Here is a 16,143-nt window from a genome sequence, read left to right as displayed (position 1 = left end):
ATTACGAACAAATCCACCCTCCAATTTCCAGCGAGACATGATCAACAAGATTGCGGATTCCATCGCCGAGGCGCTTGCGGGCGTGCAGGACGGCGCCACGGTGCTCATCGGCGGCTTCGGCACCTCGGGCAACCCCATCGAGCTCATCGACGGCCTCATCGCCCAGGGCGCGCGCGACCTCACGGTGGTCAACAACAATGCGGGCAATGCCGACGAAGGGCTGGCCGCGCTGCTCAAGACCGGCCAGGTGCGCAAGATCATCTGCAGCTTCCCCCGCCAGGTGGACAGCTGGGTGTTCGACGACCTCTACCGCGCTGGCCGGATCGAGCTGGAGCTCGTGCCCCAGGGCAACCTGGCCGAGCGCATGCGCGCGGCGGGCGCGGGCGTCGGCGCCTTCTTCTGCCCCACGGCCTACGGCACGCAGCTCGCCGAGGGCAAGGAGACGCGCGAGATCAACGGAAAGCATTACGTGCTGGAGTACCCCATCTACGGCGACGTGGCGCTGGTGAAAGCCGAGAAGGGCGACCGCTGGGGCAACCTGACCTACCGCATGGCCGCGCGCAACTTCGGCCCGGTGATGGCGGCGGCCGCGAAGTTCACCGTGGCCACGGTGCACGAGATCGTGGAGCTGGGCGCGCTCGACCCCGAGGCCGTGGTAACCCCCGGCATCTACGTGAGCAAGGTGGTCCAGGTGCCCCGCGTGGCGACCAAGGCCGGCGGTTTCAAGAAGGCGGCCTGAACATGAGCAACTACACCAAACGCAGCAAGTCCGAACTCGCCCAGCGCGTGGCGCAGGACATCTTCGACGGCGCCTATGTGAACCTCGGCATCGGCATGCCCACGCAGGTGGCCAACTACATCCCCGCAGGCCGCGAGGTCATCCTGCACAGCGAGAACGGCATCCTGGGCATGGGCCCGGCGCCGGCCGAAGGCCAGGAGGACTACGACCTGACCAACGCCGGCAAGCAGCCCGTGACGTTGCTGCCCGGCGGCTGCTTCTTCCACCATGCCGACAGCTTCGCGATGATGCGCGGCGGCCACCTCGACATCTCGGTGCTCGGCGCGTTCCAGGTCTCCGCCACGGGCGATCTGGCCAACTGGAGTACGGGCGAGGCGGGCGCCATTCCCGCCGTGGGCGGCGCGATGGACCTGGCCGTGGGCGCCAAGCAGACCTGGGTGATGATGGACCTGCTCACCAAGGCCGGCGAAAGCAAGGTGGTGCAGGCCTGCACCTACCCGCTCACGGGCCTGGCCTGCGTCAAGCGCATCTACACCGACCTGTGCACGCTGGAATGCACGCCCCAGGGCCTGCGCCTGATCGACACCGTGCCCGGCCTCACGCATGTGGAGCTGGAACGCATCCTCGGCCTGCCCATCCAGCAATAAGCATCGAATCGACCTCCAGCGCTTGCTGAGTAAGCGCTGGCAGCTCACTTTTTCATAGTTCCTGCCAGGAGACACCATGACCCAAGCCTTCATCTGCGACGCCGTGCGCACCCCCTTCGGCCGCTACGGCGGCGCGCTGGCCGGCGTGCGCGCCGACGACCTCGGCGCCGTGCCCATCCGTGCGCTGATGCAGCGCAACAGCGGCGTCGACTGGGCGGCCGTGACCGACGTGCTCTACGGCTGCGCCAACCAAGCCGGCGAAGACAACCGCAACGTGGCGCGCATGTCCGCGCTGCTCGCGGGCCTGCCCATCGACGTGCCCGGCGCCACCATCAACCGCCTGTGCGGCTCGGGCCTGGACGCCGTGGGCTCGGCCGCGCGCACCATCAAGGCCGGCGAGGCCGGCCTGATGATCGCCGGTGGCGTGGAGAGCATGAGCCGCGCCCCGTTCGTCATGCCCAAGGCCGAAAGCGCCTTCAGCCGCAGCAACGCGGTGTACGACACCACCATCGGCTGGCGCTTCGTCAACAGGCTGATGAAGGCCCAGTACGGCGTGGACTCCATGCCCGAGACGGCAGAGAACGTGGCCGACGACTTCCGCATCGAACGCGAGGCGCAGGACCGCATGGCCCTGGCCAGCCAGCAGAAGGCCGCCGCCGCCATCGCCGCGGGCCATCTCGCCCAGGAAATCGTGCCCGTCACCATCGCCCAGAAGAAGGGCGACCCCATCGTGGTGAGCCAGGACGAACACCCGCGCGCCACCACGCTGGAGGCGCTGGCCAAGCTCAAGGGCGTGGTGCGCGAAGGCGGCACGGTGACGGCGGGCAATGCCAGCGGCGTGAACGACGGCGCCTGCGCGCTGCTGCTTGCCAGCGAAGAAGCCGCCAGGCAATACGGCCTGACACCGCGCGCCCGCGTGGTGGGCATGGCCACGGCCGGCGTGGCGCCGCGCATCATGGGTTTCGGCCCCGCGCCCGCCGTGCGCAAGGTGCTGGCACTCACGGGCCTGACGCTCGACCAGATGGACGTGATCGAGCTCAACGAAGCCTTCGCGGCGCAAGGCCTCGCCGTACTGCGCGATCTGGGCATTGCCGACGACGACAAACGCGTGAACCAATGGGGCGGCGCCATCGCCCTGGGCCATCCGCTGGGCGCCTCCGGCGCACGCCTCGCCACCACGGCCGTGAGCCAGCTCCACACGCTGGGCGGCCGCTACGCGCTGTGCACCATGTGCATCGGCGTGGGCCAGGGCATCGCCGTCATCCTGGAGCGCGTATGAAACAGAGCCCCCACGCTTCCTCGCTTCGCGTAGTCCGCTGCCCCCCGAGGGGGCCGCTTTTTCATCTTGGGGCGGCCCGGCGATGAAAAAAGAACGCGTCCTCATCACCGGCGGCGGCGCGGGCATCGGCGCCGCCACGGCCGAGCGCTGCCGTGCCGACGGCTACGAGCCCGTGGTGATCGACCGCGCGGTCGATCACGTGCCCGGCGGCATCCAGGCCGACCTCTCCAACCCTGCCGAGACAGCGCGCGCGCTGGAGCAGGCGCTGGCCGGCGGCCCCATCACGCGCCTCGTGAACAACGTGGGCATCGTGGTGCCCGCCGAGGCCGGCGAGCAGACGCTCGCGCAGTTCGACCTGGCCGTGGCGCTCAACCTGCGCTGCGCGCTGCAGTGCATGCAGGCGCTGCTGCCGGGCATGCGCGAAGCGGGTTTCGGGCGCATCGTCAACATGTCCTCGCGCGCCGCGCTGGGCAAGGAGCTGCGCACCGCCTACTCGGCCACCAAGGCCGGCCTGATCGGCATGACGCGCGTGTGGGCGCTGGAGCTGGGGCGCCACGGCATCACGGCCAACGCCATCGGCCCCGGCCCCATTCGCACCGAACTGTTCGACAAGGCCAACCCGCCGGGCGCGCCGCGCACCCAGGCCATCATCGACGCCGTGCCCGTCAAGCGCGTGGGCACGCCCGAGGACATCGCGCACGCCGCGTCCTACCTGCTCGATGCGCGCAGTGGCTTCGTCACCGGCCAGGTGCTCTACGTCTGCGGCGGCATGACCGTCGGCGTGGCCGGCGTCTGACCCCATCCCCCTTTTTCAGAAACAGGAAACGCCATGAACTCCACCTTCCGCACCGCACGCCGCGCCCTGCTGGCCGCCGCCATCGCCGCCACCCTGCCGCTGGGCGCCGCCGCGCAGAACTATCCCGCCAAGCCCATCACCATCGTCGTGCCGTTCTCGGCCGGCGGCACCACCGACATCCTGGCGCGCATCGTCGGCCAGGCCTTGACGACCGAGCTGGGCCAGTCCGTGGTCGTGGACAACAAGCCCGGCGCGGGCGGCAACATCGGCGCGTCGCTCGCGGCCAAGGCGCAGCCCGACGGCTACACGCTGTTCATGGGCACCGTGGGCACGCACGCGATCAACGAGGCGCTCTACAAGAAGATGCCCTTCAATCCGATCAAGGATTTCGCGCCCCTCTCGCGCGTGGCCACCGTGCCCAACCTGCTCGTGGCCAACCCCAAGCAGCCGTACAAGACCGTGCAGGAGTTGATCGCCTACGCCAAGGCCCATCCGGGCGAGGTGAACTTCGGCTCCTCGGGCAGCGGCAGCTCTATCCACCTGTCGGGCGAGCTGTTCAAGAGCATGGCCAAGGTGGACATGGTGCACGTGCCCTACAAGGGCAGCGCCCCGGCCGTGACCGACCTGCTGGGCAACCAGATCCCCATCATGTTCGACAACATGCCCTCGGCCATCCAGCACGTGCGCTCGGGCAAGCTGCGCCCCATCGCCGTGACCACGGCCAAGCGCTCGCCCGAATTGCCCGACGTGCCCACCATCGCCGAGGCCGGCGTGCCCGGCTACGAGGCCACCTCGTGGTTCGGCATGTTCGCCGTGGCGGGCACCCCGAAGCCCGTGCTCGACAAGCTGCACGCCGCGCTGGCCAAGGTGCTGAGCCAGCCCGACGTGAAGAAGAAGATCGCCGATCAGGGCGGCGACGTGGTGGTGGAAACGCCCGAGCAGTTCGCCGCCTTCATCAAGGCCGAGACGGCCAAGTGGGGCAAGGTGGTGAAGGAGTCGGGCGCGACGGCCGACTGACAGGTGCTATCTGAAAAATAGCTGCCAGCGCTTGGTGGACAAGCGCTGGCAGCTTTTTTTATGCTGAATCGCCTCGCGCGGCTTCCTGCGCCTGCATGCGCTCCTGCCGCTCCTTGGCCATCTGCTCGATGAGCTGGCGGCGGCCCTGCTTGGCCACGGCGATCATGGCCTCGCGGTCGTGGTGGTGCTCGTACATGAGGTCGGACAGGTGGATGTTGTGGGCGCGGAAGCGCTCGGCCAGGAACTGGGCCTCCTGCGCGGGCACGCCCGAGAGTTCGAGCACCGTGCGCGCGGTGCGCAGGCTGGACTCGAACAGCTCGCGCTGCACGTGCGTCACGCCCAGGTCGCGCAGCGCGTGCCAGTGCGTCACATCGCGCGCGCGGGCCACGATCTCCAGCTGCGGGAAATGCTTGCGCGCGAGCTGCACGATCTTGAGCGACTGCTCGGGCGCGTCCACCGCCACCACGAGGATGCGCGCGTGCTCTGCGCCGGCCATGCGCAGCAGGTTCACGCGCGTGGCGTCGCCATAGAAGACGCGGTAGCCGAAGGTGTGGGCCACCTCGAGCATCTCCACGCTGTGGTCGAGCACCGTGGCGGGAACGCCCTGCGCGAGCATCATGCGCGCCACGATCTGCCCGTAGCGGCCGAAGCCCGCGATGATGACGGGCGCGGTCTGCGGCTCGGCCATCGCGTCGGCGTGCTGGGGCTCGGCCTTGAGCGTGGCGTGGCGCTTGAGCAGCGCGCGGTCCAGCCACACCAGCAGCAGCGGCGAGAGCAGCATCGACAGCGCCACCGCGCCGATGAGCAGCGAGGCCATCTCCGCCTCGATGGCGCGGAAGCTCACCGCGCTCTGGAACACCACGAACGCGAACTCGCCGCCCTGCGCGAGCAGCAGCGTGAACACCGGCCGCTCTTGGTAGGGCATGCCGGTCGCGCGCGCGAGCAGCCAGATCACCACGGCCTTGGCGGCGAGGAAGCCCACGACCAGCGCGAGCATGGTGAGCGGCTGGCGCAGGATCACGCCGAAGTCGATGCTCATGCCCACGGCGATGAAGAACAGGCCCAGCAGCAGGCCCTTGAAGGGCTCGATGTCGGTCTCCAGCTCGCGGCGGTACTCGCTGTCGGCCAGCAGCACGCCCGCGAGGAAGGCGCCCAGCGCCATGGACAGGCCCACCGACAGCATCAGCATGGCGATGCCCACCACGAGGAAGAGCGACGCGGCGGTGAAGATCTCGGGCGTATTGCTCCCGGCGATCCAGCGCAGCAGCGGGCGCAACAGCAGCCGCCCGCCGAGCACGATGGCGCCCACCACGCCGACGATCCGCAGCGCCTCGGGCAGCAGATCCTGCGCGCCGTGCGCGTGCGCCGGACCACCCACGCCCAGCAGCGGCAGCAGCGCCAGGATGGGAATGGCCGCCACGTCCTGGAACAGCAGGATGGAGAACGCCTTCTGCCCGCTGTCGGTGCCCATGAGGTTGCGCTCGGCGATCACCTGCAGCGCGATCGCGGTGGACGACAGCGCCAGTCCCAATGCGCCCACCAGGCCGACGCGCCACGGCAGCCCCCAGGCCCATGCGGCAGCCCATAGCAGCGCGGCGCAGCCCAGCACCTGCGCCGTGCCCAGGCCGAAGATGGGGCGGCGCATGCTCCACAGGCGGCTGGGCTGCAGCTCCAGCCCCACGAGGAACAGCATCAGCACCACGCCGAACTCGGCGAAGTGCAGGATGTCCTGCACGTTGCTCACCAGCCCGAGGCCCCACGGCCCGATGGCGATGCCCGCCGCGAGGTAGCCGATGATGGAGCCGAGCCCCAGCGCACGCGCGATGGGCACGGCTATGACGGCCGCGGCGAGGTAGGTGAATCCGTAGGTGAGCCAGACGGGGGCGTGGGCCATGGTGGAGAAGGGGCGGGGCAGCGGGGGAGCCGGAAATTTTGCACCGATAGAATCCCGCCTTCGTTTTCGTAGGACTCTCTCCCGATGGACTGGCATACCTGGATGGCTTTCTTCGCGGCATCGTGGGTGATCGCCATCTCGCCCGGCTCGGGCGCGGTGCTGTCGATGATCCATGGCCTGTCGTACGGCGTGCGCAAGACGGGCGCCACCATCCTGGGGCTGGAGCTGGGGCTGCTGCTCATCCTCGTCGTGGCGGGCGCGGGCGTGGGCTCGCTGCTGATCGCGTCGGAGTTGGCCTTCAACGCCGTCAAGGTGCTCGGCGCCTGCTACCTCATCTACCTGGGCTGGTGCCAGTGGCGCGCCGGTGCGAAGGGCACGCTGGGCGGCGACCTCGTGGCCGCGCCCGCGGGCTGGCGCCGCCGCGTGCTCACGGGCCTGCTGACCAATGCCACCAACCCCAAGGGCATCCTCTTCATGGTGGCCGTGCTGCCGCAGTTCCTGACCGACGCGCGCCCGCTGTGGATCCAGCTGCTGGTGATGGCCGTTACCATGCTCTCGGTGGACCTGATCGTCATGAACGGCTACGCTGCCAGCGCCAGCGCGCTGCGCCGCCTGATGCAAAGCGCCAGCGCCATGCGTGCGCAAAACCGCGTGTTCGGCGGCCTGCTGATGCTGGTGGGGGCGGGGCTGTTCTTCGTCAAGCGCGGCACGCAGCACGGCTGATACTATTGAAAAGAGAGCTGCTCGCGCTTGCTGGATAAGCGCCAGGGCCCATTTTCATTGTCATCAATGTTGGAGGCACGCATGCCGGTGGTCGCAGTCGCAAATCCCAAGGGCGGCGTGGGCAAGTCCACGCTGGCCACCCAGATCGCGGGCTATTTCGCCAGCCGGGGCCACACGGTGGTGCTGGGCGACGTGGACCGCCAGCAGTCTGCGCGGCTGTGGCTGCAGCAGCGCCCGGCGGCGGCGCGGCCCATCGGGCTGTGGGACGTGAACTCCGACTGGATCGGCAAGCCGCCCAGGGAGGCGACGCACGCCGTGCTGGACACGCCTGCGGGCCTGCACGGATGGAGGCTCAAGGACGTGCTGCGGCTGGCCGACCGCATCGTCGTGCCCTTGCAGCCCAGCGTGTTCGACATCTTCGCCACGCGCCAGTTTCTCGACGACCTGGCCGAGCACCGGCTGGGCGGCCAGGCGCAGGTCGGCATCGTGGGCATGCGCGTGGACGCGCGCACCCTTGCCGCCGACAAGCTGCATGCCTTCGTGGACAGCCTCGGCCTGCCGGTGCTGGGCTACCTGCGCGATACGCAGAACTACATCCACCTGGCCGCGCACGGGCTGACGCTGTTCGACCTGTCGCCCGGCCGCGTGGCGCGCGACCTGGAGCAGTGGCAGGGCATCTGCGCCTGGCTGGACGGCGCCGGTGCCTGATGTCGCTTGCCGGACAAGGACCGCACGGCCCGCTGGCTACAGTCGCCGCATGAAAACCTTCCGCAGCTATTCCGAGGTGGCCGCCTGCATCGGGCAGGAAGTGGCCGTGACCGACTGGATCGAAGTCACCCAGGCGCAGGTGAACCTGTTCGCCGACGCCACGGGCGACCACCAGTGGATCCACACCGACCCGCAGCGCGCGGCGCAGGGGCCGTTCGGCACCACCATCGCCCACGGCTTCCTGACCCTGTCGCTGCTGCCGCGCTTCATGGAGGCGGCGTTCGCCATCGAAGGCGCGCGCATGGGCGTCAACTACGGCCTGAACCGCGTGCGCTTCCCGGCGCCCGTGCCCGTCGGCAGCCGCCTGCGCGGGCGCCTGACGCTGGCCGCGGCCGAACCGGCGCCGCCGGACGGCCTGCAGATGGCCTGGGAGGTCACCGTGGAGCGCGAGGGCGGCGACAAGCCCGTGTGCGTGGCCGAGGCGCTGGTGCGCAGCTACGGCGCGCCTGCCGGCTGACCGGTCAGGGTTGCGCGGCGGCGGCCGGCGCGGGCGTGAGGAAGCTGTTCTGCCGCCAGGCCTCGTACACCGTAACCGCCACCGCGTTCGACAGGTTCAGGCTGCGCTGCGTGGGCAGCATGGGCAGGCGCAGGCGTTGCGCGGGCGGGAAGGTCTCGCGCAGCTCGGCCGGCAGGCCGCGTGATTCGGCGCCGAACACCAGCCAGTCGCCCGGCAGGAAGCCGGTGTCGTAGACGGACTGCGTGGCGTGCGTGGTGAGCGCGAACATGCGCGAGAGGTCAGGCTCCTCGTCGCGCAGCAGCGCCGTCCAGCCGCCGTGGCGGCGCACGTCGGCGTACTCGTGGTAGTCCAGCCCCGCGCGGCGCATGAGGCGGTCTTCCATCGAAAAGCCCAGGGGCTCCACCAGGTGCAGCATGCAGCCGGAGTTGGCGGCCAGCCGGATCACGTTGCCGGTGTTGGGCGGGATCTCGGGCTCGACAAGGACGATGTGGAACATGCGGCTATTGTCGGCGGCGCGCGGGCAGGCGGGGGCGCTCGTCGTAAAGAAACGTATCGCCGCCGGCCCGCGTCACTCCGTGCGCGCCAGCACCAGCGCCGACACGTGCCGCGCGCCCGCCTCGCGCACCAGTGCGGCTGCGGTGTGCAGGGTGGCGCCCGTGGTCATGACGTCGTCCACCAGCACCACCTGCGTGCCCGCCAGCAGCGGCGCGGCCTGGGGATCGAGCGCGAAGGCGCCGCGCAGATTGCGCAGGCGCTGCGCGCGCGGCAGGCCGCTCTGGGCTTCGGTGGCGCGGCTGCGCAGCAGCACGCCGGCGTGCACGCGGGGAGCCGCCAGCGCGCGGGCCAGCAGCAGAGCCTGGTTGTAGCCGCGCTCCTGCAGCCGCGCCCGCGACAGCGGGACGGGCAGCACCCAGCGTGCCTGGGCCAGCGTATCGCGGGCGCCCGGGGCCTCCCGCATGAGGCCGGCCAGCGCCTGCGCCCAGCCGGGGTCTGCGCGGAACTTGAACTCCGCCAGTGCGCCGGCCCAGGGGTAGCCATAGGGCACGGCGGCGATGCAGGCGTCCAGCGGTGGCGGATGGGCCAGGCATTCGCCGCAGCGGGCCAAGCCCTCGGGCACGGTGCGCGCGCAGGTGGCGCAGCGCGCCTGCGCCGGGACGAACTGGCCGCGGCAGGCCGCGCACACGCGCTGCGCGGGCCATGCGCGGCAGACGGCGCACTGGCTCGGCAGCAGGGCCGCAAGGTGGTCGGCCCAGGGCCGCGAAATCCCCGTGGAGCGCGTGAAACGCATGGGCTCAATATACTCGCGGCCATTTGCGGCCCCCCATGTCCGAACATCTCCCGCCCACCATCGACCCGGCCGCCGCGGCCCGCTGGCACGCCATGGTGCCGCAGGCGTCGCCGTGGCTCCACGAAGAGGTGGCGCGGCGCATGCAGGACCGGCTGCAATGGATCGTGAAGCCCCCTGCCGCGTGGTGCGACTGGGACCCCGTGCGCGGCGGCATCGAGGGCCATGCCCTCGTGGGCCAGCGCTTCGCGCAGGCCGCCAGCCACATTGCGGAAACGTCCTCGCCCGCCGGCGAGGCGGCCGCCCAGGCGCATTTCGGCAAGGCCTGGTGGAGTCCGGCGCGCTGGTCTTCGGCCGCGCCGCGCTTCGGCGTGCCGCCCGATGGCGGCGTGCAGATGCTGTGGTCCAACATGGCGCTGCACATGGCGGCCGACCCACAGGCGCTGATCGCGCGGTGGTACAAGGCGCTGGCCGTGGATGGCTACCTGATGTTCTCCTGCCTGGGGCCGGACACGCTGCGCGAGCTGCGGGCGCTCTATGCCGCGCTGGACTGGCCCGCGCCCGGGCATGCGATGACCGACATGCACGACTGGGGCGACATGCTGGTGCAGGCTGGTTTCGCCGAGCCCGTCATGGACATGGAGCGCATCGTGCTCACCTTCGCCACGCCCGCGCGCCTGCTGCAGGAGCTGCGGGGGCTGGGGCGCAACCTGCATCCGCAGCGTTTTCCCTCCTTGCGCGGGCGGCGCTGGCATGCGAACCTGGAGCAGACCCTCGCCGAGAGGCTGGCCGATGCGCGCCAGGGCGGGCAGCTCGCGCTGACTTTCGAGATCGTCTACGGCCACGCCTTCAAGCCCGCGCCCCGCGTGCGCATGGAGGGCAGCAGCGCAGTGGCGCTGCAGGACATGCGCGACATGCTGCGTGCCGGCAGGCACAGGGAGCGCTGAGCGGCGCACGTGCCATTCGCGCTGTCAATGATTTCCCTCAATGCGCGCTACAATTCTTGGCGATTGCGGATTCGGAACTCTCTTGGGTTGCTGCAGCGCCTGCGCTGCCCAGCCGTCGCATCTCCTGAGGCCCTGAAGGCGCGCTGGCGCCGCCGGGTCTTCTGCCTGCGTCACTCCTCGGCCGCCTTTCCTTGGGACTAATGCGTATTGCCGCTGGGTCCGGGGCTGGGCATGCTGCAAGAGATCGGGAGAGTCCGTGGCGGGGTGCAAGCCCCGCCGATGGATTGCGGAGACAACAGGCTGCCAGGAATGCGGTCTGGACTGATTGGTAAGCCGGGTTCATGGGAACCCAGGCGGGCCTCGGGCAACGCGCGGCGTAGCCGCCGTCCGGGCTGGTCTGGGGGAGGGATTCGCATGGCTTTGCGCGCTGCTGACCCCACGCAGGGGCGCGCTGAGGGATTGGTCAATTGGAGCTTAGAAGTAAGTGAGAACTATGAAGAGCATTTCCAACAAGCTGGCTTCTTCGCTGCTGGTGGTCGGGGCATGGCTGGGCTCTGCGGCCCATGCGGTCCAGGACCTGCCTGGCGGTCCCGCGGTGAACCAGCTCAACCTGCACCCCCCCGTCACCAAGATTGCCGAGGAGCAGCACTTCCTGCATTGGATGATGCTGGTCATTTGCACGGTGATCTTCATCGGCGTGTTCGCGGTGATGTTCTATTCCATCTGGAAGCACCGCAAGTCGCGCGGCGCCCAGGCGGCGAACTTCCATGAGTCTGTGACCGTGGAAGTGGTCTGGACCATCGTTCCCTTCATCATCGTGATCCTCATGGCGCTGCCGGCCACCAAGGTGCTGGTCGCGCAGAAGGACACCACCAACGCCGACCTCACCGTCAAGGTGACCGGCTACCAGTGGAAGTGGGGCTACGACTACATCTCCGGCGAGGGCGAAGGGCTGGCCTACATCTCCACGCTGGATAGCAGCCACCGCCAGATGTCCGACAGCGGCAATGTCTCCCAGGCGCCGGCCGACTACCTGCTGAAGGTGGACAACCCCCTGGTGGTGCCCGTCGGCAAGAAGGTGCGCGTGATCACCACGGCCAACGACGTGATCCACGCCTTCATGGTGCCGGCCTTCGGTATCAAGCAGGACGCCATCCCCGGCTTCGTGCGCGACACCTGGTTCCGCGCCGAGAAGGTGGGCGACTACTACGGCCAGTGCGCCGAGCTGTGCGGCAAGGAGCATGCCTACATGCCCATCCACGTGAAGGTCGTCTCCGCACAGGACTACACGCAGTGGGTCGATGCCGAGAAGAAGAAGGCCGCCGCCAAGCAGGACGACCCCAACAAGGTCTGGACGCTGGAGGCCCTGCTGCCCCGCGGCGAGAAGGTCTATGCTGCCAACTGCGCTGCCTGCCACCAGGCCAACGGCAAGGGGGCGGGCCCGATCAAGCCGCTCGACGGCTCGGCCCTGGTCAAGGACGAGGACCATGCCAAGCAGATCCAGATCGTGCTCAAGGGCGCGGCCAACGGCGCCATGCCTGCCTGGGCGCAGCTGAGCGACACCGACCTCGCCGCCGTGGTGACCTACACCAAGAACGCCTGGTCCAACAAGACGGGCCAGCTCGTGCAGCCCGCGGAAATCGTGGCCCAGCGCGGCAAGTAAATCGCAAGCCCCACGTTATTTGAGGATTCGACAATGAGCGCAGTTCTGGACAACCACGGGCACGCCGGCGGACACGCACACGGCCACGACGACCATCACCACCACGGCCCGACCGGCTGGCGGCGCTGGGTGTTCGCCACCAACCACAAGGACATCGGGACGCTGTACCTGCTGTTCTCGTTCACCATGCTGATGATCGGCGGCGTGCTCGCGCTGCTGATCCGCACCGAACTGTTCCAGCCCGGCCTGCAGCTGGTGAACCCCGAGCTGTTCAACCAGCTCACCACCATGCACGGCCTGATCATGGTGTTCGGCGCCATCATGCCGGCCTTCGTGGGCTTCGCGAACTGGATGATCCCGCTGCAGATCGGCGCGTCCGACATGGCGTTCGCGCGCATGAACAACTTCAGCTTCTGGCTGATGATTCCCGCAGCCATCATGCTGGTCAGCTCGTTCTTCATGCCCGGCGGCGCGCCTGCTGCGGGCTGGACGCTCTATGCGCCGCTCACGCTGCAGATGGGCCCGTCCATGGACGTGAGCATCTTCGCGATGCACGTGCTGGGCGCCTCGTCCATCATGGGTTCGATCAACATCATCGTCACCATCCTGAACATGCGCGCGCCCGGCATGACGCTGATGAAGATGCCCATGTTCTGCTGGACCTGGCTCATCACCGCCTACCTGCTGATCGCCGTGATGCCCGTGCTGGCCGGCGCCATCACCATGACGCTGACGGACCGCCACTTCGGCACCACGTTCTTCAATCCCGCCGGCGGCGGCGACCCGGTGATGTACCAGCACATCTTCTGGTTCTTCGGCCACCCCGAGGTCTACATCATGATTCTGCCGGCCTTCGGCATCATCAGCCAGGTCGTGCCGGCCTTCAGCCGCAAGAAGCTGTTCGGCTACGCGTCGATGGTGTACGCCACCTCGTCCATCGCCATCCTGTCGTTCATCGTGTGGGCCCATCACATGTTCACCACCGGCATGCCGGTGACGGGCCAGCTCTTCTTCATGTACGCCACCATGCTGATCTCCGTGCCCACGGCCGTGAAGATCTTCAACTGGGTGGCCACCATGTGGCGCGGTTCCATGACCTTCGAGACGCCCATGCTGTTCGCCGTGGGCTTCATCTTCGTGTTCACGATGGGTGGCTTCACCGGGCTGATCCTGGCCATGGCGCCGATCGACATCCAGCTGCAGGACACCTACTACGTGGTGGCCCACTTCCACTACGTGCTGGTGGCCGGCTCGCTGTTCTCGATGTTCTCGGCCTACTATTACTGGGCGCCGAAGTGGACGGGCGTGATGTACTCCGAGACGCGCGGCCGCATCCACTTCTGGGGCTCGCTGATCACGTTCAACATCACGTTCTTCCCCATGCACTTCCTGGGCCTGGCCGGCATGCCCCGCCGCTACGCCGACTACCCGATGCAGTTCGCCGACTTCAACGCGCTGGCCTCCATCGGCGCCTTCGGCTTCGGGCTGATGCAGGTGTACTTCTTCCTGTTCATCGTGGTGCCCGCCATGCGCGGCCAGGGCGAGAAGGCGCCCCAGAAGCCCTGGGAAGCCGCCGAAGGCCTGGAATGGGAAGTTCCCTCGCCGGCCCCCTTCCACACCTTCGAAGTTCCGCCCAAGCTCGACGCCTCCGCCACGCGTGTGATCGGCTGAAGCGGTCCCATGCCTGGAACACCCACAATGACCACTCCCGAGCAGAAGAAGTCCAACCTGCGCATGGCGCTGGTGCTGGCATCGGTGGCGCTGGCCTTCTTCATCGGGTTCATGGTCAAGATGGCCTGGCTGCATTGACGGGGCAGAGGCCATGAGTCGGCGCGGCGACAATCTGAAGATGGTGGGCAAGCTGGCCGTGGTGTCGGCCGGCATGTTCGCGTTCGGCTACGTGCTGATCCCCATCTACAAGCACATCTGCGAGCTGACCGGCATCAACATCCTGTCGCTGTCGGAGCGGCAGGTGCCGGGCAACGGCGTGGCCGGGCGGGACGTGAAAGTGCCCGCCAACACGCAGGTGGACCGAAGCCGCACCATCACCGTCGAATTCGACGCCAACGCGCGCGGCCCGTGGGACTTTAAGCCCGCGCAGCGCTCGGTGAAGGTGCATCCGGGCGAACTCACCACGGTGATGTACGAATTCCAGAACGTGCAGGGCCGCCGCATGGCCGCGCAGGCCATTCCCAGCTACGCGCCGCGCCAGGCCGCCGCGCACTTCAACAAGCTGGAGTGCTTCTGCTTCAACCAGTACACGCTGGAGCCGGGCGAGAAAAAAGAATGGCCCGTGGCCTTCGTGATCGACCCGCGCCTGTCCAAGGACGTGACGACGATCACGCTGTCCTACACCTTCTTCGAGGTCGGCGGCAAGACCCCGCCCGCGCCGCAGTCCACTGCCACAGCGCCCGCGGCCTATGCCCTGGAGGCAGGATCGTGAGCCATGCCATGAACGAGCCGCAACGCACCCCACCCGCCCGCAAGGGCTCGCTGCTGCGCACGCTGCGTGCGGTGGCCTGGTCCCTCATCGGGCTGCGCAAAGGCTCGGAATACCAGGCCGACCAGGAGAAGCTGCAGCCGCTGCACATCGTGTTCGTAGGGCTGGTAGCGCTCTTCGCGCTGGTGCTGCTGCTGATCGGGCTGGTGAACTGGGTCGTGTGACCGCCAAGAGACAACTGAGAAATCTGAGAACGAGGAGCTGAAATGAGTGCATCTACCCACGGCACGACGCCTTACTACTACGTTCCCGCGGAGTCCCGGCACCCCGTGCTGGCGGCTGCCGGGCTGTTCTTCGTGATCCTGGGCGCGAGCCAGTGGATCAACGGCCACGGCTGGGGCAAGTATTCGCTGGCCTTCGGCCTGGCCTGGTGGCTGTTCGTGCTGTACCAGTGGTTCCGCGACGCTGCGCACGAGAGCGAGGGCGGCCTGTACGGGCGCAAGATCGACATCTCGTACCGCTGGAGCATGAGCTGGTTCATCTTCTCCGAGGTGATGTTCTTCGGCGCCTTCTTCACGGCCTTGTGGTGGGCGCGCGCGCACTCCGTGCCGGCCCTGGGCAGCCTTGACAATGCGCTGCTGTGGCCCGACTTCAAGGCCGTCTGGCCCAGCATGGCCGCTGGCGTCACTGCCTCGCCCGCGGGCATCGTGGAGCCGTTCCAGACCGTAGGCCCCTTCTGGCTGCCCACCATCAACACGGCGCTGCTGCTCACCTCGGGCGTGACGCTCACCATCGCCCACCACGCGCTGCGCGAAGGCCACCGCGCCAAGACCATCGGCTTCATGTGGGTCACGGTGGTGCTGGGCTTCGTCTTCCTGTGCGTGCAGGGCTACGAGTACTACCACCTCTACACCGACCTGAACCTCAAGCTCAGCTCGGGCGTGTTCGGCTCCACCTTCTTCATGCTTACGGGCTTCCACGGCTTCCACGTGTTCGTGGGCATGCTGATGCTGTTCTTCATCACGCTGCGCCTGCAAAGCGGCCATTTCACGGCCGAGCGCCACTTCGGCTTCGAGGGCGCGGCATGGTACTGGCACTTCGTGGACGTGGTGTGGCTGGGCCTGTACATCCTGGTGTACTGGATGTGAGGCTGCCGCCTTGCGATGGAAAAAGCGCCGCGAGGCGCTTTTTTTACGCGGGCGGCGCTCCTGTTTCAGGGCGCGTCAGCGCGGCGTGGCAGGCAGGCCCGTCGGTTGGATGTACCCTAGATTCCAGGCCGCCAGCAGGCACAGGAAGAGCACGACGGACAGCCCCACGCGCAGCGCCAGGGCGCGCGCCATGCGCTTGCTGCGCTGGGCGTCGTCGCCGCGGCTGCCGCGCATCATGAAAAAGAGCGCGGAGCCCAGGCTTGCGATGATGGCGAGGAACGCCAGAGCCACCAGGATCTTCATGCGACCCATTATCCAACGACCTTTCGGCTTGCGCTTC

19 protein-coding genes are annotated in these 16,143 nt (G+C 68.3%); 15 read left to right on the top strand and 4 right to left on the bottom strand.

Features of this window, described 5'->3' with window-relative positions; translation table 11 throughout:
• Positions 1 to 37 precede the first annotated feature (37 nt).
• From AVS7_RS16785 to AVS7_RS16765, 5 genes are all read left to right on the top strand, one after another.
• Entirely contained in the window at positions 38 to 739 is a 702-nt protein-coding gene (locus AVS7_RS16785; protein WP_020230764.1) for a 3-oxoacid CoA-transferase subunit A, read from the top strand.
• A 2-nt stretch (positions 740 to 741) separates the two neighbouring features.
• Positions 742 to 1,386, top strand: coding sequence for a 3-oxoacid CoA-transferase subunit B (locus AVS7_RS16780; RefSeq protein ID WP_020230763.1), 645 nt, complete (start codon positions 742 to 744; stop codon positions 1,384 to 1,386).
• A 76-nt stretch (positions 1,387 to 1,462) separates the two neighbouring features.
• Complete coding sequence (gene pcaF, locus AVS7_RS16775) at positions 1,463 to 2,665, top strand: 3-oxoadipyl-CoA thiolase (RefSeq protein ID WP_020230762.1); 1,203 nt, start codon at positions 1,463 to 1,465, stop codon at positions 2,663 to 2,665.
• Positions 2,666 to 2,747: 82 nt separating this feature from the next.
• Positions 2,748 to 3,461 carry an SDR family oxidoreductase gene (locus AVS7_RS16770; protein WP_020230761.1) on the top strand — a complete coding sequence of 238 codons (714 nt, stop codon included), beginning with the start codon at positions 2,748 to 2,750 and terminating at the stop codon, positions 3,459 to 3,461.
• Positions 3,462 to 3,494: 33 nt separating this feature from the next.
• A complete protein-coding gene (locus AVS7_RS16765; RefSeq protein WP_020230760.1) occupies positions 3,495 to 4,478 on the top strand; it encodes a tripartite tricarboxylate transporter substrate binding protein in 984 nt (327 codons plus the stop codon).
• A gap of 58 nt (positions 4,479 to 4,536) precedes the next feature.
• Here the strand turns inward: AVS7_RS16765 and kefC are convergent, their stop codons facing one another.
• Positions 4,537 to 6,372, bottom strand: coding sequence for a glutathione-regulated potassium-efflux system protein KefC (gene kefC / locus AVS7_RS16760; RefSeq protein WP_020230759.1), 1,836 nt, complete (start codon positions 6,370 to 6,372; stop codon positions 4,537 to 4,539).
• A gap of 84 nt (positions 6,373 to 6,456) precedes the next feature.
• Between kefC and AVS7_RS16755 the strand changes: the two genes are divergently transcribed.
• From AVS7_RS16755 to AVS7_RS16745, 3 genes are all read left to right on the top strand, one after another.
• Positions 6,457 to 7,095 (top strand): LysE family transporter, encoded by a 639-nt coding sequence (locus tag AVS7_RS16755; protein ID WP_020230758.1) that lies wholly within the window; start codon positions 6,457 to 6,459, stop codon positions 7,093 to 7,095.
• A gap of 81 nt (positions 7,096 to 7,176) precedes the next feature.
• Complete coding sequence (locus AVS7_RS16750) at positions 7,177 to 7,803, top strand: ParA family protein (RefSeq protein WP_020230757.1); 627 nt, start codon at positions 7,177 to 7,179, stop codon at positions 7,801 to 7,803.
• 49 nt (positions 7,804 to 7,852) lie between these two features.
• The gene (locus tag AVS7_RS16745; protein ID WP_020230756.1) at positions 7,853 to 8,320 is read left to right on the top strand and encodes a MaoC family dehydratase; all 468 of its coding nucleotides are present in this window, start codon (positions 7,853 to 7,855) and stop codon (positions 8,318 to 8,320) included.
• A 4-nt stretch (positions 8,321 to 8,324) separates the two neighbouring features.
• On the opposite strand, the gene AVS7_RS16740 is transcribed toward AVS7_RS16745, so the two are convergent.
• Together AVS7_RS16740 and AVS7_RS16735 are read right to left on the bottom strand one after the other, a co-directional pair.
• On the bottom strand, positions 8,325 to 8,816 hold the full coding sequence (locus AVS7_RS16740) for a tRNA (cytidine(34)-2'-O)-methyltransferase (RefSeq protein ID WP_020230755.1): 492 nt from the start codon (positions 8,814 to 8,816) through the stop codon (positions 8,325 to 8,327).
• 72 nt (positions 8,817 to 8,888) lie between these two features.
• Complete coding sequence (locus AVS7_RS16735) at positions 8,889 to 9,608, bottom strand: ComF family protein (RefSeq protein WP_020230754.1); 720 nt, start codon at positions 9,606 to 9,608, stop codon at positions 8,889 to 8,891.
• 35 nt (positions 9,609 to 9,643) lie between these two features.
• Here AVS7_RS16735 and AVS7_RS16730 point away from each other — a divergent pair, with 35 nt between their 5' ends.
• The 7 genes from AVS7_RS16730 to AVS7_RS16705 all read left to right on the top strand — a co-directional run bounded on the left by AVS7_RS16730 (position 9,644) and on the right by AVS7_RS16705 (position 15,803).
• A complete protein-coding gene (locus tag AVS7_RS16730; RefSeq protein WP_020230753.1) occupies positions 9,644 to 10,552 on the top strand; it encodes a hypothetical protein in 909 nt (302 codons plus the stop codon).
• A 493-nt stretch (positions 10,553 to 11,045) separates the two neighbouring features.
• Positions 11,046 to 12,215, top strand: a complete 1,170-nt coding sequence (coxB, locus tag AVS7_RS16725) for a cytochrome c oxidase subunit II (RefSeq protein ID WP_020230752.1) — start codon at positions 11,046 to 11,048, stop codon at positions 12,213 to 12,215.
• A 33-nt stretch (positions 12,216 to 12,248) separates the two neighbouring features.
• Complete coding sequence (ctaD, locus tag AVS7_RS16720) at positions 12,249 to 13,886, top strand: cytochrome c oxidase subunit I (protein ID WP_020230751.1); 1,638 nt, start codon at positions 12,249 to 12,251, stop codon at positions 13,884 to 13,886.
• Between the two features lie 27 nt (positions 13,887 to 13,913).
• Positions 13,914 to 14,024: a cytochrome oxidase small assembly protein gene (locus AVS7_RS25235; RefSeq protein ID WP_020230750.1), complete on the top strand. Its 111-nt coding sequence runs from the start codon at positions 13,914 to 13,916 to the stop codon at positions 14,022 to 14,024.
• A 13-nt stretch (positions 14,025 to 14,037) separates the two neighbouring features.
• Positions 14,038 to 14,658, top strand: a complete 621-nt coding sequence (locus AVS7_RS16715; protein ID WP_024001724.1) for a cytochrome c oxidase assembly protein — start codon at positions 14,038 to 14,040, stop codon at positions 14,656 to 14,658.
• 8 nt (positions 14,659 to 14,666) lie between these two features.
• Entirely contained in the window at positions 14,667 to 14,879 is a 213-nt protein-coding gene (locus AVS7_RS16710) for a DUF2970 domain-containing protein (RefSeq protein WP_034691783.1), read from the top strand.
• 42 nt (positions 14,880 to 14,921) lie between these two features.
• Complete coding sequence (locus AVS7_RS16705; protein ID WP_020230747.1) at positions 14,922 to 15,803, top strand: cytochrome c oxidase subunit 3; 882 nt, start codon at positions 14,922 to 14,924, stop codon at positions 15,801 to 15,803.
• Between the two features lie 75 nt (positions 15,804 to 15,878).
• Here AVS7_RS16705 and AVS7_RS16700 read toward each other — a convergent pair whose 3' ends face one another.
• On the bottom strand, positions 15,879 to 16,106 hold the full coding sequence (locus AVS7_RS16700) for a twin transmembrane helix small protein (RefSeq protein ID WP_020230746.1): 228 nt from the start codon (positions 16,104 to 16,106) through the stop codon (positions 15,879 to 15,881).
• Between the last annotated feature and the right edge of the window lie 37 nt (positions 16,107 to 16,143).

It is taken from the genome of Acidovorax sp. MR-S7 (genome assembly GCF_000400995.2).
In the GTDB taxonomy this organism is placed as follows: Bacteria; Pseudomonadota; Gammaproteobacteria; order Burkholderiales; family Burkholderiaceae_C; genus MR-S7.
The sequence above is the reverse complement of the archived record's forward strand: the minus strand, read 5'-3'. Positions and strand labels throughout refer to the sequence as shown.